Annotated in this window: 17 protein-coding genes; 15 read left to right on the top strand and 2 right to left on the bottom strand. The window is 71.3% G+C overall.

The features are described from left to right. Positions 1-309: 309 nt before the first annotated feature. Both RDV84_RS16890 and RDV84_RS16885 read left to right on the top strand, forming a co-directional pair. Positions 310-2,355, top strand: coding sequence for a DEAD/DEAH box helicase (locus RDV84_RS16890; RefSeq protein WP_309150991.1), 2,046 nt, complete (start codon positions 310-312; stop codon positions 2,353-2,355). A 360-nt stretch (positions 2,356-2,715) separates the two neighbouring features. Beyond that, complete coding sequence (locus tag RDV84_RS16885) at positions 2,716-3,471, top strand: type 1 glutamine amidotransferase (RefSeq protein WP_057948066.1); 756 nt, start codon at positions 2,716-2,718, stop codon at positions 3,469-3,471. Between the two features lie 178 nt (positions 3,472-3,649). Here RDV84_RS16885 and RDV84_RS16880 read toward each other — a convergent pair whose 3' ends face one another. After that, positions 3,650-4,594: a pseudouridine synthase gene (locus RDV84_RS16880; protein WP_309150990.1), complete on the bottom strand. Its 945-nt coding sequence runs from the start codon at positions 4,592-4,594 to the stop codon at positions 3,650-3,652. A gap of 70 nt (positions 4,595-4,664) precedes the next feature. Between RDV84_RS16880 and RDV84_RS16875 the strand changes: the two genes are divergently transcribed. The 3 genes from RDV84_RS16875 to RDV84_RS16865 are packed head-to-tail and all read left to right on the top strand — an operon-like array spanning position 4,665 to position 7,690. After that, complete coding sequence (locus RDV84_RS16875; protein WP_309150989.1) at positions 4,665-5,912, top strand: DUF418 domain-containing protein; 1,248 nt, start codon at positions 4,665-4,667, stop codon at positions 5,910-5,912. Positions 5,913-5,943: 31 nt separating this feature from the next. Further along, positions 5,944-6,504, top strand: coding sequence for a YaeQ family protein (locus tag RDV84_RS16870; protein WP_309150988.1), 561 nt, complete (start codon positions 5,944-5,946; stop codon positions 6,502-6,504). A gap of 52 nt (positions 6,505-6,556) precedes the next feature. Beyond that, positions 6,557-7,690, top strand: a complete 1,134-nt coding sequence (locus RDV84_RS16865; RefSeq protein ID WP_425606377.1) for a BaiN/RdsA family NAD(P)/FAD-dependent oxidoreductase — start codon at positions 6,557-6,559, stop codon at positions 7,688-7,690. A gap of 213 nt (positions 7,691-7,903) precedes the next feature. Here RDV84_RS16865 and rimO read toward each other — a convergent pair whose 3' ends face one another. Next, the gene (rimO, locus tag RDV84_RS16860) at positions 7,904-9,274 is read right to left on the bottom strand and encodes a 30S ribosomal protein S12 methylthiotransferase RimO (RefSeq protein ID WP_309150986.1); all 1,371 of its coding nucleotides are present in this window, start codon (positions 9,272-9,274) and stop codon (positions 7,904-7,906) included. 214 nt (positions 9,275-9,488) lie between these two features. Between rimO and RDV84_RS16855 the strand changes: the two genes are divergently transcribed. The 10 genes from RDV84_RS16855 (at position 9,489) to RDV84_RS16810 (ending at position 23,003) form a co-directional block, all read left to right on the top strand. After that, entirely contained in the window at positions 9,489-10,151 is a 663-nt protein-coding gene (locus tag RDV84_RS16855) for a dienelactone hydrolase family protein (RefSeq protein ID WP_309150985.1), read from the top strand. Next, entirely contained in the window at positions 10,148-10,558 is a 411-nt protein-coding gene (locus RDV84_RS16850) for an HIT domain-containing protein (RefSeq protein WP_057948072.1), read from the top strand. The genes RDV84_RS16855 and RDV84_RS16850 overlap by 4 nt, the downstream gene beginning before the upstream one ends. Then, positions 10,555-11,322 carry a 5-oxoprolinase subunit PxpB gene (pxpB, locus tag RDV84_RS16845; RefSeq protein WP_309150984.1) on the top strand — a complete coding sequence of 256 codons (768 nt, stop codon included), beginning with the start codon at positions 10,555-10,557 and terminating at the stop codon, positions 11,320-11,322. Before RDV84_RS16850 ends, pxpB begins: the two co-directional genes overlap by 4 nt. 76 nt (positions 11,323-11,398) lie before the next feature. Beyond that, positions 11,399-12,388, top strand: a complete 990-nt coding sequence (locus RDV84_RS16840) for a 5-oxoprolinase subunit C family protein (protein ID WP_309150983.1) — start codon at positions 11,399-11,401, stop codon at positions 12,386-12,388. A 357-nt stretch (positions 12,389-12,745) separates the two neighbouring features. Then, the gene (locus RDV84_RS16835) at positions 12,746-13,411 is read left to right on the top strand and encodes an ECF-type sigma factor (protein ID WP_309150982.1); all 666 of its coding nucleotides are present in this window, start codon (positions 12,746-12,748) and stop codon (positions 13,409-13,411) included. A gap of 40 nt (positions 13,412-13,451) precedes the next feature. Further along, on the top strand, positions 13,452-16,445 hold the full coding sequence (locus RDV84_RS16830) for a serine/threonine-protein kinase (RefSeq protein WP_309150981.1): 2,994 nt from the start codon (positions 13,452-13,454) through the stop codon (positions 16,443-16,445). Further along, the gene (locus tag RDV84_RS16825; protein WP_309150980.1) at positions 16,442-19,420 is read left to right on the top strand and encodes a serine/threonine protein kinase; all 2,979 of its coding nucleotides are present in this window, start codon (positions 16,442-16,444) and stop codon (positions 19,418-19,420) included. The genes RDV84_RS16830 and RDV84_RS16825 overlap by 4 nt, the downstream gene beginning before the upstream one ends. A 146-nt stretch (positions 19,421-19,566) precedes the next feature. Then, positions 19,567-21,420 carry a DUF885 domain-containing protein gene (locus RDV84_RS16820; RefSeq protein WP_309150979.1) on the top strand — a complete coding sequence of 618 codons (1,854 nt, stop codon included), beginning with the start codon at positions 19,567-19,569 and terminating at the stop codon, positions 21,418-21,420. A 436-nt stretch (positions 21,421-21,856) separates the two neighbouring features. Further along, positions 21,857-22,027, top strand: a complete 171-nt coding sequence (locus RDV84_RS16815) for a hypothetical protein (protein ID WP_309150978.1) — start codon at positions 21,857-21,859, stop codon at positions 22,025-22,027. 811 nt (positions 22,028-22,838) lie between these two features. Beyond that, positions 22,839-23,003: a LiaI-LiaF-like domain-containing protein gene (locus tag RDV84_RS16810; protein ID WP_091793749.1), complete on the top strand. Its 165-nt coding sequence runs from the start codon at positions 22,839-22,841 to the stop codon at positions 23,001-23,003. The last annotated feature ends 2 nt before the right edge of the window (positions 23,004-23,005 follow it).

The following is a 23,005-nucleotide window of genomic DNA, read 5'->3' as shown; positions in this document are numbered from 1 at the left end:
GCACGGAATCCGTCATCGGGCCGATCCGGCACAGTCGTCGCCGACGCCCCGTGACGGCCGCGGGCCCTGGCCGACCTGGCCCGCGCGCCGCTTCAGCCGGCCTAGCACGCCCGCCCATGCCTGGCCGGCCTGACGAATCCGCGCACTTTCGCGCCGCCATCGGTTCGGTCCCGCCGCCGCCGCGAGCCCGCGAGCCCGCCACGACGGCCTCGCCGCGCCGCCGGACGCATCCGAGCCGTAGCTCCACCCGCATCGGAGTAAACTGGTCGGTCATCCGACCGGCCCTGCCGGCGCTGCTAGAGCCTCGACATGAGCGCCGACACCCCCACCGACGCGCCCTCCTCCCCCAAGTTCACCGACCTCGCCCTGTCCGAGCCGCTGCTGCGCGCGCTCGCCGACGTCGGCTACGAATCGCCCTCGCCGATCCAGGCCGCCACCATCCCGCCGCTGCTGGAAGGCCGCGACGTGCTCGGCCAGGCCCAGACCGGCACCGGCAAGACCGCCGCGTTCGCGCTGCCGATCCTGGCCAGCATCGACCCGGCCCAGGCCAAGCCGCAGGCGCTGGTGCTGGCGCCGACGCGCGAACTGGCGATCCAGGTCGCCGAAGCGTTCCAGAAGTACGCCACCCACCTGCCCGGCTTCCACGTGCTGCCGATCTACGGCGGCCAGAGCTACTACCCGCAGCTGCAGGCGCTCAAGCGCGGCGTGCAGGTCGTGGTCGGCACGCCCGGCCGCGTCATCGACCATCTCGAACGCGGCTCGCTGGACCTGTCCCAGCTGCGCTGCCTGGTGCTCGACGAAGCCGACGAAATGCTGCGCATGGGCTTCATCGACGACGTCGAGAACGTCCTCAAGAAGACCCCGGAATCGCGCCAGGTGGCGCTGTTCTCGGCGACCATGCCGGCGCAGATCAAGCGCATCGCCCAGACCTACCTGAAGAATCCGGTCGAGATCGCGATCAAGTCGACCACCACCACCTCGGCCAACATCCGCCAGCGTTACTGGTCGGTCAGCGGCGTGCACAAGCTCGACGCGCTGACCCGGATCCTGGAGGCCGAGACCTTCGACGCGATGATCGTGTTCTCGCGCACCAAGCTCGGCACCGAGGAACTGGCCGAGAAGCTGCTGGCGCGCGGCATCTCGGCCGCGGCGATCAACGGCGACGTACAGCAGGCGCAGCGCGAGAAGACCATCGCGAACCTCAAGGACGGCAAGATCGACGTGCTGGTCGCCACCGACGTGGCCGCGCGCGGCCTCGACGTGGATCGCATCAGCCACGTGCTGAACTACGACATTCCCTACGACACCGAGAGCTACGTCCACCGCATCGGCCGCACCGGCCGCGCCGGACGCAAGGGCGAAGCGATCTTGTTCGTGACCCCGCGCGAGCGCGGCATGCTGCGCGCGATCGAGCGCGCCACCCGCCAGCCGATCGAGCCGATGGAGCTGCCGAGCGTGGAGACGGTCAACGAGCAGCGCGTCTCGCGCTTCCTCGGCCGCATCACCGAGGCGCTGGAAGGCGACGAGCTGGGCATGTTCCGCGACCTGGTCGAGCGCTACGAGCGCGAGAAGAACGTGCCGGCGGTGGAGATCGCCGCGGCGCTGGCCAAGCTGGTGCAGGGCGACAACCCGCTGCTGCTGACGCCGCCGCCGGCGGCGCCCAAATACGCGCGCGAGGAGCGCGACGGCCCGCGCGAGCATCGCGGCCAGGCCACGCGCAAGTTCATCGAGCGCGACAACGCCTCCAACTCGGGCGCGCACCGGCGCGAGTTCCGCGACGACAACCGTCGCGACACCGGCGGCCGCGACGCGCGGCCGCCGCGCGACGAGCGTCCCGCGCACCGCCACGAGGATCGCCAGTACACCCCGCCGGGCGCCGCGCGCCCGCCGGCCAACCGCGCCGAGGCGTTCTTCGACGACGACGCGCCCGCGCCGCGTCCGCCGCGCGCCGAGCGCGCTGAGCGCCCCGAGCGCGCGCCGCGCGAGAGCGAGGTCGGCATGGAGACCTTCCGCATCGAGGTCGGCCACAGCCACGGCGTGCAGCCGGGCAACATCGTCGGCGCCATCGCCAACGAGGCCGATCTGGAAAGCCGCTACATCGGCCGCATCGACATCCGCGACGACTACACCCTGGTCGACCTGCCCGAAGGCATGCCGCGCGAGTTGATGGAACACCTGAAGAAGGTGCGCGTGGCCGGGCAGCCGCTGCGCATCCAGCGCGCCGGGCCGGGCGACGCCGAAGGCGGCCGCAGCGGTCGCGGCGCCGGCCGTCCGGGCGGTCCGGGTCCGCGCGGGCCGAAGCCGCACGGCGGCGGGCCGCGCAAGCCGCCGTTCAAGCCGCGCGGGCCGCGCTGAGGCGGGACGCGCAGCGGGCGCGGCACGGCAGCGCCCGCCGCACATCCGCCAGAACGTCCTCCCCGCGAACGCGGGGATCCGAAGACCTCGGGCGTTCTCGCACGAAAAGCCCTGGATCCCCGCATTCGCGGGGATGACGGTGGGAAGCGGCGCGGGCAACGTGGATCCCCGCATTTAGGGGATGACGGCAGAAGCGGTGCGGGCAGCGTGGATCCCGGCATTTAGGCGATGACGGTGGGAAGCGACGCGGGCAAACCGCGCTAGCGCCCGACGCAAAAAACCAGAATTCATAAGCCGCGACGCCCCACAACCGCGCGCGCTTTGGCATAGTCGCAAGCGTAAGCCGACGCCACGCCGCTCATGTCCCGCATCCTGGTCTTCCAACACGTCGCCGCCGAACCGCTCGGCACGCTCGATCCGCTGATCCGCCGCCGCGGCCACCGCATCCGTTTCGTCAACTTCGACCGCGACCCCGGCGCCGCGCCCAATCTGGAGCGCTATCGCGGGCTGATCGTGCTCGGCGGCCCGATGAACGTCGAGGACCGCGCCGCGCGCCCGCACCTGACCACCGAGCTGCGCGCGATCGAGTCCATGCTCGAACAGGGCAAGCCGGTGCTCGGCATCTGCCTGGGCGCGCAGTTGCTCGCGCACGTGCTCGGCGCGCCGGTGCGCAAGCATCACGTGCCCGAGATCGGCTGGTACCCGCTGCACAGCACCGACGCCGGCCGCACCGACCCGGTGCTGGCGCCGCTGGCCGGCAGCGCGCCGGTGTTCCAGTGGCATCGCTACAGCTTCGAAATCCCGCACGGCGCCCACCACCTGGCCCGCACCCAGACCTGCGAACAACAGGCCTTCCGCTGGGGCGACAACGCCTACGGCTTCCAGTTCCACCTGGAGATGGACGTGCCGCTGATCGAGCGCTGGCTGGCCAATCCGGCCTATCGCGCGGAACTGGCCGAACTCGGCCACGACACCAGCGAAGCGGCGATCCGCGCGCTGACCGCGCAGCACATCGCCGGCATGCAGCAACGCGCCGACGCGGTGTTCAACAACTTCCTCGACCTGATCGGCCGGCCGCAACGGCGCTATACCCTGCCCTCGCGCGAATGGGTGTGAGGGCCGCGGCGGCGACGAAACTTTCGGCGCGGGCGGACCCTCCGCGGTCGCGACTTGCGTCGCTCCTACATGGGCTCCATGCAGGATCCGCGGGACGACTGTAGGAGCGGCGCAAGCCGCGACCGCGAACCCGCAGCCGCGTCGGATCCGGCAACGCGCCCGCGGACGGCCCCGGCCGCTACAACGCCAGCCCGCTCTCGAACCAGCGTTCGCGTCCGTCCAGCGGATCGACGAAGCGCAGCGACTGCGCCAGCAGCTTCAGCGGCCGCGAGAAATCCTCGTCGTCCGCCTCGCTGCGCGCCTGCAACGGATAGAAACGGTCGCCGAGGATCGGCGCGCCGAGCGCGGCCATGTGCACGCGCAGTTGATGCTTGCGGCCGGTGACGGGATGCAGGGCGTAGGTCCAGGCCCGCGGCCCGCGGGAAACCACCTCGACCGTGGTTTCGCTGTTGGCCTCGCCCGCCGCCTCGCGCATCAGGAAGAACGGCTCGCCCGGCTCGATCCGCGAGCGCCGCAGCAGCGGGAACGCCAGCGCCGGCAACGGCGGCGCCAGCGCAAGGTAACGCTTGTCGATGCGGCGTTCGCGGAACAGCGCCTGGTAAGCGCCGCGGCTGGCGCGCTCGCGCGAGAACAGCACCAGCCCGGCGGTGGCCGCGTCGAGCCGGTGCAGCGGCGCCAGATCCGGCTCGCGGTAGCGGCGCTGCAGCCGCGCCAGAAGGGTTTCGGCGACGAAGCGGCCGGCCGGCGCGACCGGCAGGAAATGCGGCTTGTCGACCACCAACAGACGCTCGTCGGCATGGACGATGCGTTCTTCGAACGGAATCCGCGGTTCGCGCTCGACTTCGCGGAAATACAGGATTTCCAGGCCGACCTTGTACGGCTCGGCAGCGTCCAGCGCCCGCCCGTCGCGCGCATCGAGCACGCGGCCGCGGGCGAAACGCTCGCGCCAGCGTTCGCGGCCGATCGCCGGGAAGCGCGCGCACACGCCGTCGAGCAGGTTCGTCCACGGGCCCGGCGGCAGTTGCAGGCGGCTGGGCGCAGGCGCGTGCGGCGCGGATGCGTCCGGCGCGGACGCCTGCGGCAAGCCTAGGTCGAATGGCGCATCCGGCGGCGGAATCGGCATGCGACCATCATCGCTCGTTTCGCCCGCAGGCGCCGGGGCGGAACCGCTCCCGCCAACGACGAAGACGACGATGCCGATCGCCAACGCCCCAACCGCGGACCTCCCCGCCGAACAGCGCCTGGACGTGATCGACGCCCTGCGCGGCTTCGCCCTGGCCGGCGTGCTGCTGTCGAACCTGCGCGACTTCAGCCTCTACACCCTGATCGAGGAGAGCACGCAAGCCCGCGGCGAACGCTGGCTGCAGATGCTCCTGGCCGCGCTGCTCGACGCCAAGGCGATGACCGTGTTCGCGTTGTTGTTCGGGGTCGGCTTCGCCCTGCAATTGGAACGCGCCGACCGCGGCAGCGCCGCCGACCGCGCCCAGGCGCGCCGCCGCTACGCCTGGCGGCTGTGCCTGCTGCTCGGCTTCGGCCTGCTGCACGCGGCGTTCTGGTACGGCGACATCCTGCGTTACTACGCCGTGCTCGGCCTGTTGCTGCTGCCGCTGGCGCGCTGCCGGCCGGCGACGCTGGCGATGCTCGGCGTGCTGGTGGCGGTGTTCGCCACCGCGCTGCTGCAGCCGTTCATGCGGCCGTGGAGCGCGCAGTTCGCGCCCGCCGCGCAAGCCGCCGCGGCCGCACGCGCCGCGTTCGAATCGCCGCAGTGGGCGAGCATGCTGGCCGGCAACCGCGACTACGACCTGTGGCTGCACGCCACCGCCTGGAGCCTGCCGTTCTTCACCCTCGGCCGGCTGCTGCTGGGCATGGCGATCGGCCGCGCCGGCTGGCTGCAACGGCCGCAGCAGCACCTGCGCGCGTGGCGCCGCCTGCTCGCCTGGAGCCTGCCGACCGGCCTGATCCTGGCGGTGTATTTCCTGTTCCGCGATTTCGGCGGCCTCGGCCCGGAGCTGCCGGGCATCCGCGGCGACGCCGCGCGCGCGCTGAGCCGGCTGCTGCGCAATCTCGCCTACCTCTCGCTCGGCCTGGGCTACGTGGCCGGCTTCGTGCTGCTGTTCCAGCACCCGCGCGCGCGCCGCTGGCTGGGCTGGCTGGCGCCGGTCGGGCGGATGGCGCTGAGCAACTACCTGGCCCAGACCGCGTTCGGCCTGGCGCTGTTCTACGGCATCGGCGCGGGCCTGGGGCCGCGCTACGGGCTGGCCGGGGTGCTGGTCGCGTTCGCCGCCGTGTTCGCCGCACAGGCCGCGCTCAGCCATTGGTGGCTGCGGCGCTTCCGCTACGGGCCGCTGGAATGGGTCTGGCGCTGCCTGACCTACCGTCGCGTCTTGCCGCTGCGGCGCGCGGCAGCGGCCGCCGCCGCGCCGGAGCCGGCGCGCGGGTAGAATGCGCGCTGTTTTCCCGCAGGCCCCGCCCATGGCGCTCAACGCCACCATCGTCAAGATCGAACTGCAAATCAGCGACATGGATCGGCACTACTACGCCGCCCACGCCCTGACCCTGGCCCAGCATCCGTCCGAAACCCAGCAGCGGCTGATGGTGCGCACGCTGGCGTTCGCCCTGAACGCGCACGAACGCCTGGAATTTGGCCCCGGCCTCAGCGCCGAAGGCGAGGAACCGGAGATCGCGCTGCGCGACTACACCGGCGACATCGAGCTGTGGATCGACGTCGGCCAGCCCGACGAATCGCGCATCCGCAAGGCCTGCGGGCGCTCGCGCCAGGTGGCGGTGGTCAACTACGGCGGCAACGCCGCCGACATCTGGTGGGACAAGAACGCCAACGCGCTGCAGCGGCTGAAGAACCTCAGCGTGATCGACATCGACAGCACCTCGGTCGAGGCGATGGCGGCGATGGTCGAGCGCAGCTTCCGCCTGGACTGCCAGATCCAGGACGGCGAAGTGACGCTGACCACCGACAAGGCCAGCCTGAGCCTGGTTCCGCGCCGGCGCCTGGACGCGGGCGTGCGGGTGGCCTGAAGTGGCCGAGCGTTTCGACGCGCTGGTCGTCGGCGCCGGCGCCGCCGGGCTGATGTGCGCGCTGACCGCCGGCCGCCGCGGCCGCCGCGTGCTGGTGATCGAGCACGCCAACAAGGTCGGCAAGAAGATCCTGATGTCCGGCGGCGGGCGCTGCAATTTCACCAACACCGGCACTACGCCGGCGAATTACCTGTCGGCCAACCCGCACTTCTGCAAGTCGGCGCTGGCGCGCTACACGCCGTGGGATTTCATCGCGATGGTCGAGCGCCATCGCATCGCGTACCACGAGAAAGTACTCGGCCAGCTGTTCTGCGACGTGTCGTCCAAGCTGATCGTGAAGATGCTGGTCGACGAATGCCTGGCCGCGGGCGTGCGCATCGAGACCGACTGTTCGATCGAGCGCATCGCCCACGAAGACGGCGGCGACTTCCGCGCGCACACCGCGCGCGGCGCGTTCGCCGCGCCGGCGCTGGCGGTCGCCAGCGGCGGCCTGTCGATCCCGAGCATGGGTGCGAGCGGCTTCGGCTACGAAATCGCGCGGCGCTTCGGCCACGACGTGCTGCCGACCCGCGCGGGCCTGGTGCCGCTGACCCTCAGCGGCAAGCACCAGGAGCGCCTGGCCGATCTCAGCGGCCTGTCGCTGCCGGTCACCGCCAGCTGCAACGGCCGCGACTTCAGCAACCAGATGCTGATCACCCACCGCGGCGTCAGCGGCCCGTCGATCCTGCAGATTTCCTCGTACTGGCAACCCGGCGACGACCTGCGCCTGGACCTGCTGCCCGGCCGCGACGCGCTGGACTGGCTGCAACGGCAGCAGCGCGAACGCGCGGCGGCCGAGCTCAAGACCGCGCTCGGCGAAACCCTGCCCAAGCGCTTCGCCCAGCGCCTGTGCGAGCACTGGCTGCCGAACAAGCCGCTCAAGCAATACAACCTGCCCGAGCTCAAGCAACTGGCGGCGACCCTGTCGGCGTGGCCGCTGGTGGCGAGCGGCACCGAGGGCTACCGCACCGCCGAGGTGACCCTGGGCGGGGTCGATACCGACGGCGTGTCGTCGAGCACGATGCAGTCCAAGCGCGTGCCGGGGCTGTACTTCATCGGCGAAGTGCTGGACGTGACCGGATGGCTGGGCGGCTACAACTTCCAGTGGGCCTGGGCGTCGGGCAATGCGGCCGGGTTGGCGATATAGGCGGCGTTTTAGGCAGCGATATAGGCGGCGATTTAGGCGCTGGCCGGAAAGCGTGGGGCCTGAAGGCCCTCCCACAAAAGAAGACCCGCCGATAAAAGAAGGCCCTTCCACAAAAGCGGCGAGCATCGAAACCCGCACCGCTTCTTGTGGGAGGGCCTTCAGGCCCGACGCTCCTCGCTCCGCCGTTGCGCGCCCGCCGGCGACAACCGCCGCTCAGTCGTTCTCGACCGCCTCGCCGAACAGGTCGTGTTCGTCGCTGCCCATGATCTCGACATCGACGAACTGGCCCACGCGCAAGCCTGCGCTTTCGCCGTTCTGGATCTGCACCAGCCCGTCGATCTCCGGCGCGTCGGCCATCGAGCGCGCGATCGCCAGTTCGCCGTCGATCGCATCGACCAGGCAACGCTGCACGCTGCCGACCTTGGCTTCGAGTTTGGCCGCGGAAATCTCCGCCTGCCGCTCCATGAACCGCGCCAGCCGCTCCTGCTTGAGTTCTTCCGGCACCGGGTCGGGCAGGTCGTTGGCCTTGGCGCCGTCCACCGGCGAATAGGCGAACGCGCCGACGCGGTCGAGCTGGGCTTCGTCGAGGAAGTCCAGCAGTTCCTCGAACTCGGCGTCGGTCTCGCCGGGGAAACCGACGATGAAGGTGCTGCGGATCGCGATGTCCGGCGCGATCGAGCGCCAGCGCTGCACGCGCTCCAGAGTCTTGTCGACCGCGCCCGGGCGCTTCATCAGCTTGAGCACGCGCGGACTGGCGTGCTGGAACGGGATGTCCAGGTACGGCAGCAGCTTGGGCATGCCGTTGGCGCCGTTCTCCGCCATCAGCGCAATGATTTCGTCGACGTGCGGATACGGATACACGTAATGCAGACGCGTCCAGATGCCGAGTTCGCTGAGTCCCTCGCACAGCGCCTTCATCCGGGTCTGGTAGCTCTTGCCGCGCCACTGGCGCTCGGCGTACTTCACGTCCACGCCGTAGGCCGAGGTGTCCTGCGAGATCACCAGCAGTTCCTTGACCCCGCCCATGGCCAGTTTTTCGGCCTCGCGCAGCACGTCGTCGACCGGGCGCGAGACCAGGTCGCCGCGCATCGACGGGATGATGCAGAAGCTGCAGCGGTGATTGCAGCCTTCGGAAATCTTCAGGTACGCGTAGTGCTTCGGGGTCAGCTTGACGCCGATGCCGTCGTCGCGGCGCGGCACCAGGTCGAGGAAGGGATCGTGCCTGGGCGGCAACGCCGAATGCACCGCGCTCATCACGCTGCCGTAGTCCTGCGGGCCGCTGATCGACAGCACGTCCGGATGCGCCTCGCGGATCAGTTCCGAACGCTTGCCCAGGCAGCCGGTGACGATGACCTTGCCGTTCTCGGCGATCGCCTCGCCGATGGCGTCCAGCGATTCGGTCACGGCCGAGTCGATGAAGCCGCAGGTGTTGACCACCACCACGTCGGCGTCGTCGTAGCTCTGGACGATGTCGTAGCCCTCGACCCGCAGCTGGGTGAGGATGCGCTCGGAATCGACCAGGGCCTTGGGACAGCCCAGGCTGACGAAACCGACTTTGGGATTGGCGGGGGCGCTGGCGGACATGCTGGCGGCGGAACCTGATGAATGGACCTGAACGAACGCGGCGGGCCCGCGCGGGCGGGCTGGGCGTGCGGCGGTGCGGGAGACGGCGGGAAAACCCGTAGGGGCGCGGATTATAGCCTGCGGGGCTAAACTGCCTGCGAATCGGTTTCATCCGCACGGTTTCACCTGGACGGTTTCGTCCGTACGGTTCCATTCGCACAAGGAGCATCCCCCCATGGCTCATTGGATCGACCTGGACACCCCCGCCGGCCCGGTGCGGGCCTGGCGCGCCGACCCCAGCGGCGTGCCGCTCGGCGGCGTGGTGGTCCTGCAGGAAATCTTCGGCGTCAACGAGCACATCCGCGCGGTGACCGAGCGCTTCGCCGACGCCGGCTACGTCGCCCTGGCCCCGGCCCTGTTCGACCCGGTCGAGCGCGAGGTCGAGCTGGACTACGACAAGGACGCCACCGCCCGCGGCGTCGAACTGCGCAACGCGGTCGGCTTCGACCGCGCCAGCGACATCGTCGGCGCCGCCGCCCACCTGCTGCAAAGCGAAGGCCTGCGCACCGGCGCGGTCGGCTTCTGCTGGGGCGGTTCGCTGGCGTTCCTGGCCAACGCCCGCCACGGCCTGCCGGCGGTGAGCTATTACGGCGCGCGCACCCTGCCCTTCCTCGGCGAGCCGCTGCGCGCGCCGATGCTGTTCCACTTCGGCACCCGCGACGCCAGCATTCCGCCGGAAGCGATCGAGCGCCACCGCGAGGCGCTGCCGAACGCGCCGATCCATCTCTACGACGCCGACCACGCCTTCAACCGCGACGTCGGCGACCACTACGACGCCGGCAGCGCCGCGCTGGCCTGGACCCGCACCCTGGACTTCCTCGCGGACGCGCTGAAATGAATCCCTGGCACCTGCATCCGCAACTGGCCGACGACACCCATCCGGTCGCCCAGTTCGAACTGTGCGAACTGCGGCTGATGGACGACGCCAACCATCCCTGGCTGATCCTGGTGCCGCGGGTCGACGGCGCGACCGAACTGGTCGATCTCGACGAGGCCCAGCAGCAGACGCTGACCCGCGAGATCGCCAGGGTCAGCCGCGCCCTGCAGGCCGGGTTCGCGCCGCACAAGCTCAACGTCGCCGCGCTCGGCAACCTGGTGCCGCAACTGCACGTGCACGTGATCGCGCGCTACCGCGAGGACATCGCCTGGCCGCGGCCGGTGTGGGGCATGGCCAGCGCCCAGCCGTATTCGCCCGAGGCGCTGGTGCAGCGCCTGCACCTGCTGCAGCGCGCGCTGGCGCAGTGAACGATCCGCCAGCGAATCCGGCCGGCGCCGACCGGCGCCCGCGCGAGGGCGCCGCCGCGGTGGAGTTCGAAGCGCTGGCCGACGACGCCTGGCTGCTGCGCCTGGGCGAACGCATCGACGACGCGCTCAACGCGCGCGTGCACGCCTTGGCCGCGCGGGTGCGCGCGCCGGCGCCGCCTTGGCTGCGCGACCTGGTGCCGGCCTACGCCAGCCTGGCGGTGTTCTTCGATCCCGCCCGGACCGACGCCGCGACGGTGCGCGACTGGCTGCTGCAGCGCTGCGGCGAAAGCGCCGACGGCGGCGACATCGCGGCGGAGGGGACCGCGCGCGTGGTCGAGATCCCGGTCGCCTACGGCGGCGAGTTCGGTCCGGACCTCGATGAAGCGGCCTCGCAATTGGGCCTGACCGCTCCCCAGTTGGTCGAGCGCCACAGCGGCGGCGACTATCGCGTGGCGATGATCGGCTTCGCGCCCGGATTCCCCTACCTGTCCGGCCTCGACCCGGCGCTGGCGCTGCCGCGCCTGGCCAGCCCGCGCACCCAGGTCGCGGCCGGCAGCGTCGCCATCGGCGGCGCCCAGACCGGCATCTATCCGCGCCCGGGTCCCGGCGGCTGGCGCCTGCTCGGGCGCACGCCGCTGCGCCTGTTCGATGCGCGGCGCGAGGCGCCGAGCCTGCTCCAGCCCGGCGACCGCGTGCGCCTGCGCGCGATCGGCGCCGACGAATTCCACGCGCTGAGCGATCCCGCGCGGGCGACGCCCGCATGAGCCCGGCGCGCCGCACATCCAGCGTTCGCGCACGCTTCGGCCAGGCGGCCGCCGGCGGCCCGGCGAGCGCGCGGCCATGACCGCCGCGCTGCCGGACGAGGACTGGATCGAGGTGATCGCGCCCGGCGCGCTCAGCTGCGTGCAGGACCTCGGCCGCAGTGGCTGGCGCCACCTCGGCGTCGGCCGCGGCGGCGCCCTGGACCCGCGCTGCGCGCGCCTGGCCAATGCCCTGGTCGGCAATCCCGCCGAGGCCGCGGTGCTGGAACTGACCCTGCACGGCCCGACCCTGCGTCTGCGCGCGCCGACCCGGCTGGCCCTGCTCGGCGCACCCTGCGAACTGCGCTTCGACGGCCGCCCGCTGCCCGCGGCGCGGCCGCTGGAGCTGCCCGCCGGCACCGTGTCGATCGGCGGCATGCGCGCCGGCGTGCGCGCGTGGCTGGCGGTGGCCGGCGGCTTCGCGGTCGAAGCCGCGCTCGGCAGCCGCGCCACCGACCTGCGCGGCGGCTTCGGCGGCCTGGATGGGCGCGCGCTGCGCGCCGGCGACCGCTTGCCGCTGGGGCCCGTGCGGCCGCCGCGGCGCGTCGATGCGCCGCGCGTGCCGGGCTGGTGGATCGATCCCGACGCCGGCCTCGACCCGCACGCGCCGATTCGCTACGTCGCCACCGCCGCGCCGGCGTTGGCCGCGGCCGCGCAGCGCTTCGGCGACAGCGGCTGGCGGGTCGACCCGGCCAGCAACCGGCAAGGCCTGCGCCTGGGCGGCGAGGCGCTGGACACGCCCGCCGCGGCTGGCGCCGGCGTGTCCGAACCGGTCGCGCCGGGCACCATCCAACTGCCCGCCGACGGCCAACCGATCGTGCTGCTGGCCGACGCCCAGACCGTCGGCGGCTATCCGCGCCTGGGCCGGATCATCGCCGCCGACCTGCCGCGGCTGGCGCAGGCGCGACCCAACGCCAAGTTGTATTTCCGCGCCTGCGACGAAGACGAGGCGCGCGAAGCGCGGCGGCGCATGGACGCCGACACCGCCCGGCTGCGCTGGGCCATCGCCGACCGCCTCGCCGGCCGCTGAAACCGGGTCGCGCACCCGCGCGGCCTCGCCGTACGCCTGGGAATTCGCTGAAAAATCCGCCGACGTCGGCGGATCGATGCGTCGTCGACGCGTATCTGCGCGCGCCAGAAAGCGCGGAAAAACTACACGCGCTTCGGGCCAAAACCGCGTGCGTTAAAGCCCCCAACCACACATCTCTAGTGCCAACCCGCAATTGCACGCCCCCCTACATGACGATATGCAATGTCGATGGCACGTTCTTTCGGGGCCTGCGTTATCGACAAGTCCACACGTTTGGCGTAATCATTTCGAAAATTGGACAAGGTTTGGCGGTTCAGGCCAACGAAATCCCATCGTCTCGTCGAAGCTAAACCGGACATGACTCAAGAGAGCCCACCGCCCGATTCGACGGCCGCACCCGCCGGGCCGGACGCGTTCGAGTTTCCGCAGGCGACCCTGGATTCGGTCACCCAACTCATCGCCGCCGCGCAGGGCGGACAGCCCGGCGCCTGGGACCGGGTCTACGCGCTGCTCTACAACGACCTGCACGAAGCCGCGTCGCTGCAGATCCGCCGGCGCTGGCGCCGCGGCAGCAAGCGTTCGCCGACCTCGCTGATCAACCGCACCTGGCTGCGCCTGAACCAGGACAAGCTCACCCTCAACAACCGCCAGCACCTGCTCGCGGTGCTGTCGCAGGCGATGCGCTACGCGCTGCTGGACGAGGTGCGCCGGCTCAAGCGGCTCAAGTACGAAGAAAGCTATCTCGCCGACAAGGCCGATCCGCACTACGAGCCCTCCTACGATCCCGACCTCGACCAGTTGCTGTCGATCGACCGCGCCCTGGAAGCGCTCAGCGCGGTCGAGCCGCGGCTGACCCAGTTGGTGGAAATGCGTTACTTCGCCGGCATGAGCGACATCGAGATCGGCGAGGCGCTGGGCCTGACCGACCGCACCATCCGCCGCGACTGGCGCAAGGCGCGCGCGTTCCTGGCCGCGCACCTGCGCGTGGGTCCCGACCTGGACGGCGAGGACGACGCCGCCTGAGCGCGTCCCTCCGTCCTGCCCGCCGCCCCCGGCCCCGCGCATGAACGCCATTTCGGCCCGCGCCCTGCAGCGGTTCGACGAGTTCGTCGAACTGCCCGCCGAGGAGCGCGAACGCCGGTTGGCCGAACTGGCCGCGACCGAGCCCGACCTGCACGCCGCCTTGTGCGCGTTGCTGCGGGCCGACGCCGAGGCCGGCGTGCTCGACCGCTCGCCGGTGCAAATCCTCGCCGAACACCGCGACCGCGCCGCCGTGCCGGCATCGTCGCCGACGCCGGCGCCCGACCTGCGCGTCGGCGCGCGCCTGGGGCCGTGGCGGATCGACCGCGAGATCGGCCGCGGCGGCATGGGCACGGTCTACGAAGCGCACCGCGACGACGGCCAGTACCAGCAGCGGGTCGCGCTCAAGTGCGTGCGCGCCGAACTGGATTCGCCGCAACTGATCGCGGCGATGCGCGAAGAGCGCAACCTGCTCGCGCGCCTGGACCACGCCGGCATCGCCGCACTGGTCGACGGCGGCGTCGACGAGAACGGCCGGCCCTGGTTCGCCCTGCGCTATGTCGAGGGCGAACCGATCGACGCCTGGTGCGATCGCCACCGCCTCGATGTCGCCGCGCGCGTGGATCTGCTGCTGCAGGTCTGCGACGCGGTCGTCTACGCCCACGCCCAGGGCGTGCTGCACCGCGACCTCAAGCCGTCCAACGTGCTGGTCGCCGGCGACGGGCGCGCGCAGTTGCTCGACTTCGGCATCTCCGCGCAGATCGGGCCGTTGCGCGAAGCCTTGCCTCCGGCGATGTCCGCGCTGACCCCGCAGTACGCCGCGCCGGAAGCGCGCGGGCACGGCGCGCAGGGCCCCGCCACCGATCTGTACGCCCTGGGCGTGCTGGGCTATCGCCTGCTCAGCGGCCAGTGGCCGACTCCGCTGCACGGCCTGCGCGATCTGCTGCCCACAGCCGATTCGGGCGAACCGATGCCGATGGAGCAGTCGCTCGAAGGCGCGCCCGACGCGGCCGCGCATGCGCGCGGCGCCGCCGACGCCGCGACGCTGGCCCGGCGGCTGCGCGGCGACTTGTCCGCGATCCTGCTCAAGGCGGTCGCCACGCGACCGCAGGACCGCTACGCCAGCGTCGCCGAGTTCGCCGACGAACTGCGGCGCTGGCGCCAAGGGCGGCCGGTACGGGTGCGCCCGGGCAGCGGCTTGTCGCGCGCGCGCAAGTGGCTGCGGCGCAATCCGACGGCGACCGGCCTGAGCGCGGCGCTGATCCTGGCCCTGGCCGCGGGCCTGGGCGCGGCGTGGTGGCAGCATCGCCAGGCCCTGCGCGAAGCCGCGGCCGGCGAGCAGGTCGGCCGCCTGTTCGCCTCGACCCTGGGCACGGCGACGCTGTCGGGCCTGGGCAGCACCCGGTTTTCTTCGCGCGCGCTGCTGGAACGCACCGAACGCGAGCTGCGCGCGTTGCCGCTGGCAGACCAGCCGGCCTTGCGCGCGCACGCGCTGGCGACCCTGGCGCGCGGCTATATCCAGATCGGCGACTATCTGCGGGCCGCCAAGCTGGCCTCGGAAGCCTCGCGCATTTCCGACCGCGCCGGCGACCGCGACGAAGATGGCTTCATCGCCGCCACGCGCTTGTCCGCGCTCAATTACCAGGGACGCCACAACGAAGCGCTCGCGCTGGCGCGGGCGCGCCTGGATGCGCTGGCCGCCTCCGACGCCCCCAATGCGCGCAACGCAGGCGTCGCCATCGGCCTGGAGCGGGCGCAGACGCTGTGGGACATGGGCCGCACCGCAGAAGCATTGAACAGCGTCGACGCGCTGCTGCGCCAGACGCGAGCGAACGAGCCCGGCAGCCGGGCGCTCCAGGTCCAGGCGCTGATCCTGCGCTCGAACTTTCTGCGCCAACTCGGCCGACTGGCCGGCGCCGAGGACGACGCGCAACGCGCGCGCGCGCTGGCCACACCGATCGACCCGGTGCTGGCGGACAACGCGCTCGAGCGTCTGGTCGACGTCCAGCGGGTGCGGCAAAGCCCGGCCTACCCCGACAACGCGCAGCGCTTGTACGACGAGCGCAAGCAAAACCTCGGCCCGAGTCATCCGCAAACCGCGTTGGCCGAGGTCTACCTCGCGCTCAGCCGCTTCCCGCGGGTGTCTCGCGGCTCCGCGCTCGCCATATTGGGTCGGCTCGAGGTCGGCTACGGCCGCGATCATCCGGTCTACGCCTTGGCGCTGTCGCGCCTGGCCTGGACAGCGGCGCGCGATCCCGAGGAAGAACTGCTTTTGCAACGCGAAGCGGTCGCCATCCTGGAGCGCACCCGTCCGCGCAGCGAAATGTTGTTCAACGCGCGTAGCAATCTGGCCAAGGTCCTGCTCGGACGCGGCGACGACGAGCGCCCGCCGCCGGACTTCGACCGCGGCGTCTCGTTGTTCCGGCGCAACGTCGCCGAGCGCGAGCGCGCCGGATTGCCGGGACAGAACGACCGCTACTGGCTGGCGTTCAACCTGGTCCGGCGCGGCGACGAAGCGAGCCGGCCGTTGGCGCGGCAGACGCTCGCCGACGCGCTACGCAACGCACCGAACTTCTATCGTCCGGGCGATATCGAATGGCTGAACTTGCGCGGCCTCGACGCCATGCTGCGCTATCGGGAGGGACAGTACTCCAGCGCCGACCAACGCTTCGCGCAACTGTTGCGCGAGCTGGATCTTGCGCCCAACACGTCCGGCTGGATGCTGGGCCTGGCCAACGACTTGCGGGCGATGGCGCTGCTGTATCGCGGCATCCACGCCTTGCGCAACTGCCGCGGCTCCCAGGCGAATGCATTCGCGAACGCGGCCGCCCGCTTGGCCGACAAGCCGCACGCTGCGATTTCGCCCGTATCGGTCAACGAGGCCCGCGTGCTCCAGCGTGCCGTTCGCCTCGGCCGGCTGCCGCCGCGGCCGCCGCTGTGGTTTCCGGCCGACCCAAGGGCCGTTCCCGCCGCTGTCGGCGTACCCGCTTGCCCGGCGCCCACGGATGCCGCAACCGTCAGCGCCGCGCACCGATGAGCGCCGTGCTCGCCCAAGCGCTGCACCTGTTCGAAGAATACGTCGATCTGCCCGCGCCGGAACGCGAGCGCAGGCTCGCGGCTCTGGCGGCTCGCGACCCTTCGTTGCACGCGGCCTTAAGCGCGCTGCTCGCTTGCGACGAAGCCGACGCCGGCGTGCTCGACCGCTCGCCGGCGCAGATCGTCGCCGAACGCCAACCGCGGGCCGACGAGTCCGCCGAGGACGACGAAAACGAGCCGGACCGCCGCATCGGCGGCCTGCTCGGCGCGTGGCGGATCGAGCGCATCCTCGGCCGCGGCGGCATGGGCACGGTCTACGAAGCGCGCCGCGACGACGGCCAGTTCCAGCAGCGCGTGGCGATCAAGTGCATCCGCACCGGGCTGGAATCGCCCGAGCTGGCCGCGGCGTTCCGCGAGGAACGCAATCTGCTCGCGCGCCTGGACCATTCCGGCATCGCCGGCGTCGTCGACGGCGGCATCGACGCCGACGGCCGGCCGTGGTTCGCCCTGCGCCGGGTCGAGGGCGAACCGATCGACGCCTGGTGCGAGCGCCGCCGGCTCGGCCTGGGCGCGCGCGCGGACCTGCTGCTGCAGGCCTGCGACGCGCTCGCCTACGCGCATGCGCAGGGCGTCCTGCACCGCGACATCAAGCCGTCCAACCTGCTGGTGACCGCCGACGGCCGCGTGCAGTTGCTCGACTTCGGCATCTCCACCCGTTTCAACGGCCCCGCCGACGGCGATGCCGGCGCGCACCTGGCGATCACCCCCGACTACGCCGCGCCGGAAGCGCGCCAGCACGGCACCCAGGGCCCGGCCACCGACCTGTACATGCTCGGCGTGCTGAGCTACCGACTGCTGTGCGGGCACTGGCCGAGCCGTCTGCACAGCCTGCGCGAACTGGTGCCGATCGCCGCCGCCGGCGAGCCCGAACCGATGGACCGGCTGATCGGCGACGACGACGACGCGCTCGCGCGCCAACGCGGCTTCGACACGCCCGACGCGCTGCGCCGCGCGCTCGCCGGCGACCTCGCCGCGGTCGCGCTCAAGGCGGTGGCGGCGCGGCCGCAGGACCGCTACCCGAGCATCGCCGAGTTCGCCCGCGATTTGCGCGCCTGGCGCCAGCATCGTCCGGTCGGCGTGCGCCGCGGCGGCTGGCGCGAACGCGCGCGCAAATGGCGCCGGCGCAACCCCGCCGCCGGCGCCATGTTCGCCGCGCTGGCCGTGGTGGTGCTGGCCGGCGCCGGCGCGATCGTCTGGCAGCACCAGCGCGTCCAGCGCGAGGTGCGCGCCAGCCAGGGCGTCGCCCGCCTGTTCGCCGCGACCCTGGGCAGCGCGACCCAATCGGGCCTGGGCAGCGCGCCGTTCTCTTCGCGCGCGCTGCTGGAGCGCACCGAGCGCGAACTGCGCGCGATGCCGCTGGACGAGCAGCCCGGCCTGCGCGCGCGCAGCCTGGCGACGCTGGCGCGCAGCTACGCCGTGCTCGGCGACTACCGCCGCGCCGAGACGCTGGCCGAAGAGGCGCAACGCGCGCTCGGCGCGGAAGACGACCGCGACGGCTTCGTCGCCGTCACCCGGCTGTCCCTGCTCAACACCCAGGCGCGCTACGCCGAAGCGATGCGGCTGGCGCGCGAACGCCTGGACGAACTCGACGGGCGCGACGACGAACTCGCGCGTACGTCGCAGGTGACCGTTGGCGCCGAACTGGCGCGCGCGCAGTGGTACCTGGCCCGGCCGCGCGACGCGCTGGCCACCGCCGACGGCCTGGTCGCGCAGGCCCGCGCGCTCGGCCGCGGCCACGAGGAACTGCTGGCGCAGGCGTTGATCCTGCGCGCCGGCCTGAGCTACCGGTTGCACCGCGCCGCGCCGGCCGAGGCCGCTGCGCGCGAAGCCATCGCCCTGGCCCGGCCGATCAATCCGGTACTCGCCGACGACGCGCTGGAAACGCTGATGCGCGCGGTCCAGTTGCAGCCCAACCTGAGCGCCCGCGAACTGGCCCGCGAACTGGTCCGGCGCCGCACCGCCACGCTCGGCCCCGCGCATCCCAAGACCGCCTACGCGCAGGTGCGGCTGAGCATCTTTCCCGATTCGGGCCTGTCGCGGCAGGACGTCGCCGCCGCGCTCGCCGCCATCCGCCGGGCCTACGGCGAAGACAATCCGCAATACGCTTCCGCGGTCTCCAGCGGTTACTGGGCGGTCGCCGACAGCCGCGGCGAAAAGATCGCCCTGCTGCGTCAGGCCATCGGCGTGCTCGATCGCCGCCTGCCGGTCGGCAGCGAATGGCGCATGGCCGCCCGGTACAACCTCGCCCTGCTGCTGTTGTACGACGATCCGGCGCCGACGCCGGACGAAGTCGCACAGGGTCTGAACGCGCTGCGCGAGACCATCGCCGCCCAGCACAGGGGCGGCCTGCCGGCCAACAGCGACGAACTGCTGCTGGCGAATTACCTGATCGACCGCGGCAGCCCGGCGCAGCTACCCGAGGCCGCGCAGGTGCTGGCCAGCCTGCGCGCGGAAACCATCGCCTTGTTCGGCGCCGACAACTACCGCCTGCAGGACATCGACTACTTCCAGGCCAAATGGCTGTTCCGCCAGGGCCGGCACGCCGAGGCCGACGCCGCGTTCGCGCGCCTGCTCGCCGCCGACCGCGCCTTCATCGACAGCGGAGGCACCGGCCAGGGCGCGCTGGTCGACTTCCAGACCCGCAGCCTCTACCTCACCCGGTCGCTGCTTTACCGCGGCTTGTACGCGCTGCGGACCTGCCGGCGCCGGCAGGCCGAAGACTTCATGCAGCAAGCGGCGCGGCTGAGCTCGACCGCGCCGCTGATCGACGCCGAAGAGCGCGCGGCGGTGCGCGCCTACCTCGAGGGCGCGCGCCGCGGCGAGGTCGCGCAGGCCGGCCGCGACCTGCTCGCTCCCGGCGAACGCGAAGCCCTCGGCCAGGCCGCGCGCCGCTGCGGCCGCGTGGCGTCGCCGTGACCGCGCGGGCGCGGCCCCGACGCTCGCGCCGCACATGTCGAAAGTCACTGTGCAAGCGCCGCGCAAGCGCCGAGGATGGTCGGCCGTACCGCCCCGCGAACCGGCCATCCCGCCGCGTCCGCCCTGGCCATCCGGAGACCCCCGCAATGCGTCGTAGCCTGCGCCTGCTGTCCCTGTCCGCCTGTGTCGCCGCCGCGCTCGCCGCCGGCTGCAAGTCCGAGACCGCCCCGCCCGCCGACGGCGCCGCCGCCGCGCCGGCCGCGGCCAAGCCCGCCGCCGCGGCCGAATGGAACGCCGCCGTCGACGCCTTCCTGCAGGGCTATTTCGAACGCAACCCGGTCGCCGCCGCCAACGCCGGCAAGCACGAGTTCGACGGCAAGCTGCCCGACTACTCGCCGCAGGCGCTGCAGGCCAACATCCAATGGCTGCGCCAGCAGCGCGAGGCGGGCGCCGCCTTCGGCGACGACCGCCTCGACGCCGGCCAGCGCTTCCAGCGCGACTACGTGCTGTCGACCATCGACGGCCAGCTGTTCTGGCTGGAAGACTCCGGCTTCGCCGCCAAGAACCCTTCCTTCTACCTCGGCGACCTGTCGCCGAGCATGTACCTGACCCGCCCCTACGCGCCGCTGCAGCAACGCATGGCCGCGTTCGTGGCCTACCAGGAAGCGCTGCCCAAGGCCGCCGAACAGATCCGCGGCAACCTCAAGGGCCCGCTGCCGGCGACCTATATCGACCTGGGCACGATGGGCTTCGGCGGCATGGCGCAGTTCTTCAAGAACGACGTGCCGCAGGCCTTCGCCGAAGTGAAGGACGAAGCGCTGCAGAAGCGCTTCGCCGCGTCCAACGCCAAGGCGATCGAGGCGATGCAGGGGCTGGCCGACTACCTGACCCAGCAGAAGCCGCAGGCGACCCAGGACTTCGCCCTGGGCGCGGACAAGTTCGCGCGCATGCTCAAGGCCACCGAGGGCGTCGACCTTCCGCTCGACCAGCTCAAGGCCGCCGGCGAAGCCGATCTGGCGCGCAACCTGGCCGCGCTCAAGAGCGCTTGCGAGGCCTTCGCCAAGGGCCAGACCCTGCAGGCCTGCGTCGACAAGGCCGGCGCAGACAAACCGGTCGGCGGCGCGGTCGAAGGCGCGCGCGCGCAACTCGCGGGGCTGCGCCAGTTCGTGGTCGACAAGGACCTGGTCTCGATCCCCGGCACCGAGCAGGCCAAGGTCGAGGAAGCGCCGCCGTTCAACCGCAGCAACTTCGCCTACATCGAGATTCCCGGGCCGTACGAGAAGAACCTGCCCTCGGTCTACTACATCGCCCCGCCCGATCCGAACTGGCCCAAGGCCGAGCGCGACGCGTACGTGCCGGGCAAGGCCGACCTGCTGTTCACCTCCGCGCACGAAGTCTGGCCGGGGCATTTCCTGCACTTCCTGCACGCCAACCGCTCGCAGTGGAAGTTCGCCCAGTTGTTCGTCGGCTACGCCTACACCGAGGGCTGGGCGCACTACACCGAAGAGATGATGTTCGACGCCGGCCTCGACGGCGCCACCCCGGAGATCCACATCGGCCAGCTGACCAACGCGCTGCTGCGCGACGTGCGCTACGTGTCGGCGATCGGCCTGCACACCGGCGGCATGACCGTGGCCCAGTCCGAGCAGCTGTTCAAGGACAAGGCGTTCCAGGACCCCGGCAACGCGCGCCAGCAAGCCGCGCGCGGCACCTACGACCCGGGTTATCTGAACTACACCCTGGGCAAGCTGATGATCCTGCAGCTGCGCGAAGACTGGACCGCCAGCCGCGGCGGCCGCGGCGCGTGGAAGGCGTTCCACGACCAGTTCCTGAGCTACGGCGGGCCGCCGGTGCCGCTGGTGCGCGGGCAGATGATGGGCGGCAAGGCCGAGACCAAGCTGTGGACGGCGCCCGCCGTCGGCACGCCGACGACTGCGCCGGCTGCGGCGCCGGCCGGTGCGCCGGAGGCTGCCGCGCCGGCTGGGGGCGCGGCCAAGTAAATGTCGCGGTCCGCGGGTGCGGGCTGCGCAGGGATCGATTTGGCGAGATCTTTCGCTTGGAACACGGGGCCGTTCGCGGCCCCGATTTTTTGTCTGCGGGTTTGATGCTGGCTGCGCTGGCTGGCGCTGCGTCGCTTCAGCTGGGTTGCATCTGCTGCGGCGCTTTAGCTGCGAATCCTTCCGTAATTCCGGTGAACGCCGAAATCCATTCTGGCTTTGCTGTTGCTTACTGCTTTTGCTGCTGCAGCGAGCGACGACAAGCCAAGATCAAGGGCTTCCGTCCGCAAGCGGCCGGGTCACTTTCTTTGTCTGAAGCCACAAAGAAAGTAACCAAAGAAAAGGCCTTGTTTTTTCGGATCAAGAGCCACTATGGCTCGACAGGGGCGCGGGGCCGCGCCATAAGGGGCATCCTGCCCCATGGCGCGCGTGCGCATCCATGCGCACGCCCTCCGGGGCTGCGAAGCATTGGCCTCAGGTGACGTTGCGGCACAGCAAAGGGCAAGAGCACAACAGCGGCAGCAATAGCAACAGTGACGGCGACGGCGACGGCGACGGCGACGGCAAGATCAAAATGGATTCCGGCTTTCGCCGGAATGACGATGGCTGAGGGCACAACGCCCGTCGCCGTCATTCCGGCGAAAGCCGGAATCCATTTTGCTGTTGCTGTAGCTTTGGCTCGGACGCAACCGCGCCAGAGGCCCTTGCTCCGCAGACCCGGAGGGCGCGCGCATGGATGCGCGCGTGCGCCGTAGGGGCAGGATGCCCCTTACGGCGCATCCCCGCGAAAGGTGCTGGACCTAGTGACTTGTGACCTTAAACAAGCGTTTTTCTTTGGCTACTTTCTTTTGTCGCGCTGACAAAAGAAAGTAGCTCGGCCGCTTGCGGACGAAAGCATTTGATGGTGGCTTGTCGTCGCGCGACACATCGGTAGCGGCGAAAGCAGCAGCAACGTCAACATGGGTTCCGGCTTTCGCCGGAATGACGGGCGTGGGGTCGCGTATCCGACTGTAGGAGCGGCGCGAGCCGCGACCGCGACAACGCATTCGCGACGAAAGTTTCGTCGTAGTTGCGTTGGCGCGGTCGCGGCACGCGCCGCTCCTACAGCGGGCGTACCGCGGCAAGATCGGCCTCGCATGCAAGCACGAGCGAAGGCCCCCCGCTCCAAACCCGCACCGGCAAACCGCCGAATCGCCGAATCGCCGAGTCGCCGCCCCGCCGAACCGCCACTCAGCCGACGCAGACTTCCACACCGACACAACACCCAATCGCCACATCGCCCCACCCACCCCACAACCGCGCCCCACCCGCGCCCACCTCCCCATTCACCCATCCCCCCATAGTCCCGCCGCCCCAACCCGACTAGACTCGTCCCCGTCCCGGGCCCAGGCGCCCCCGCATCGCAGCGAGACCGCAACAGCATGAAATCCCACGTCGTCGGCGCCCTGATCCTGATCGTCATCGGTACCTTGTTCCTGCTCAACAACCTGGGCTTCACCAACCTCAGCGTGACCAAGCTGCTGGTGACCTGGTGGCCGGCGATCCTCATCGCGGTCGGCCTGGGCCTGCTGTTCAAGCGCAACTGAGC

This window comes from Lysobacter yananisis (assembly GCF_031199375.1).
GTDB lineage: Bacteria > Pseudomonadota > Gammaproteobacteria > Xanthomonadales > Xanthomonadaceae > Lysobacter > Lysobacter yananisis.
The sequence above is the reverse complement of the archived record's forward strand: the minus strand, read 5'-3'. Positions and strand labels throughout refer to the sequence as shown.

Coding starts and splice junctions, on each gene's coding strand:
- RDV84_RS16835 (WP_309150982.1), top strand. CDS start 12,746: ATGACTCAAGAGAGCCCACCGCCCGATTCGACGGCCGCACCCGCCGGG.
- RDV84_RS16870 (WP_309150988.1), top strand. CDS start 5,944: ATGGCGCTCAACGCCACCATCGTCAAGATCGAACTGCAAATCAGCGAC.
- rimO (WP_309150986.1), bottom strand. CDS start 9,274: ATGTCCGCCAGCGCCCCCGCCAATCCCAAAGTCGGTTTCGTCAGCCTG.
- RDV84_RS16865 (WP_425606377.1), top strand. CDS start 6,557: ATGTGCGCGCTGACCGCCGGCCGCCGCGGCCGCCGCGTGCTGGTGATC.
- RDV84_RS16875 (WP_309150989.1), top strand. CDS start 4,665: ATGCCGATCGCCAACGCCCCAACCGCGGACCTCCCCGCCGAACAGCGC.
- RDV84_RS16830 (WP_309150981.1), top strand. CDS start 13,452: ATGAACGCCATTTCGGCCCGCGCCCTGCAGCGGTTCGACGAGTTCGTC.
- RDV84_RS16880 (WP_309150990.1), bottom strand. CDS start 4,594: ATGCCGATTCCGCCGCCGGATGCGCCATTCGACCTAGGCTTGCCGCAG.
- RDV84_RS16825 (WP_309150980.1), top strand. CDS start 16,442: ATGAGCGCCGTGCTCGCCCAAGCGCTGCACCTGTTCGAAGAATACGTC.
- RDV84_RS16810 (WP_091793749.1), top strand. CDS start 22,839: ATGAAATCCCACGTCGTCGGCGCCCTGATCCTGATCGTCATCGGTACC.
- RDV84_RS16885 (WP_057948066.1), top strand. CDS start 2,716: ATGTCCCGCATCCTGGTCTTCCAACACGTCGCCGCCGAACCGCTCGGC.
- RDV84_RS16840 (WP_309150983.1), top strand. CDS start 11,399: ATGACCGCCGCGCTGCCGGACGAGGACTGGATCGAGGTGATCGCGCCC.
- RDV84_RS16890 (WP_309150991.1), top strand. CDS start 310: ATGAGCGCCGACACCCCCACCGACGCGCCCTCCTCCCCCAAGTTCACC.
- RDV84_RS16850 (WP_057948072.1), top strand. CDS start 10,148: ATGAATCCCTGGCACCTGCATCCGCAACTGGCCGACGACACCCATCCG.
- RDV84_RS16815 (WP_309150978.1), top strand. CDS start 21,857: ATGCGCACGCCCTCCGGGGCTGCGAAGCATTGGCCTCAGGTGACGTTG.
- RDV84_RS16820 (WP_309150979.1), top strand. CDS start 19,567: ATGCGTCGTAGCCTGCGCCTGCTGTCCCTGTCCGCCTGTGTCGCCGCC.
- RDV84_RS16855 (WP_309150985.1), top strand. CDS start 9,489: ATGGCTCATTGGATCGACCTGGACACCCCCGCCGGCCCGGTGCGGGCC.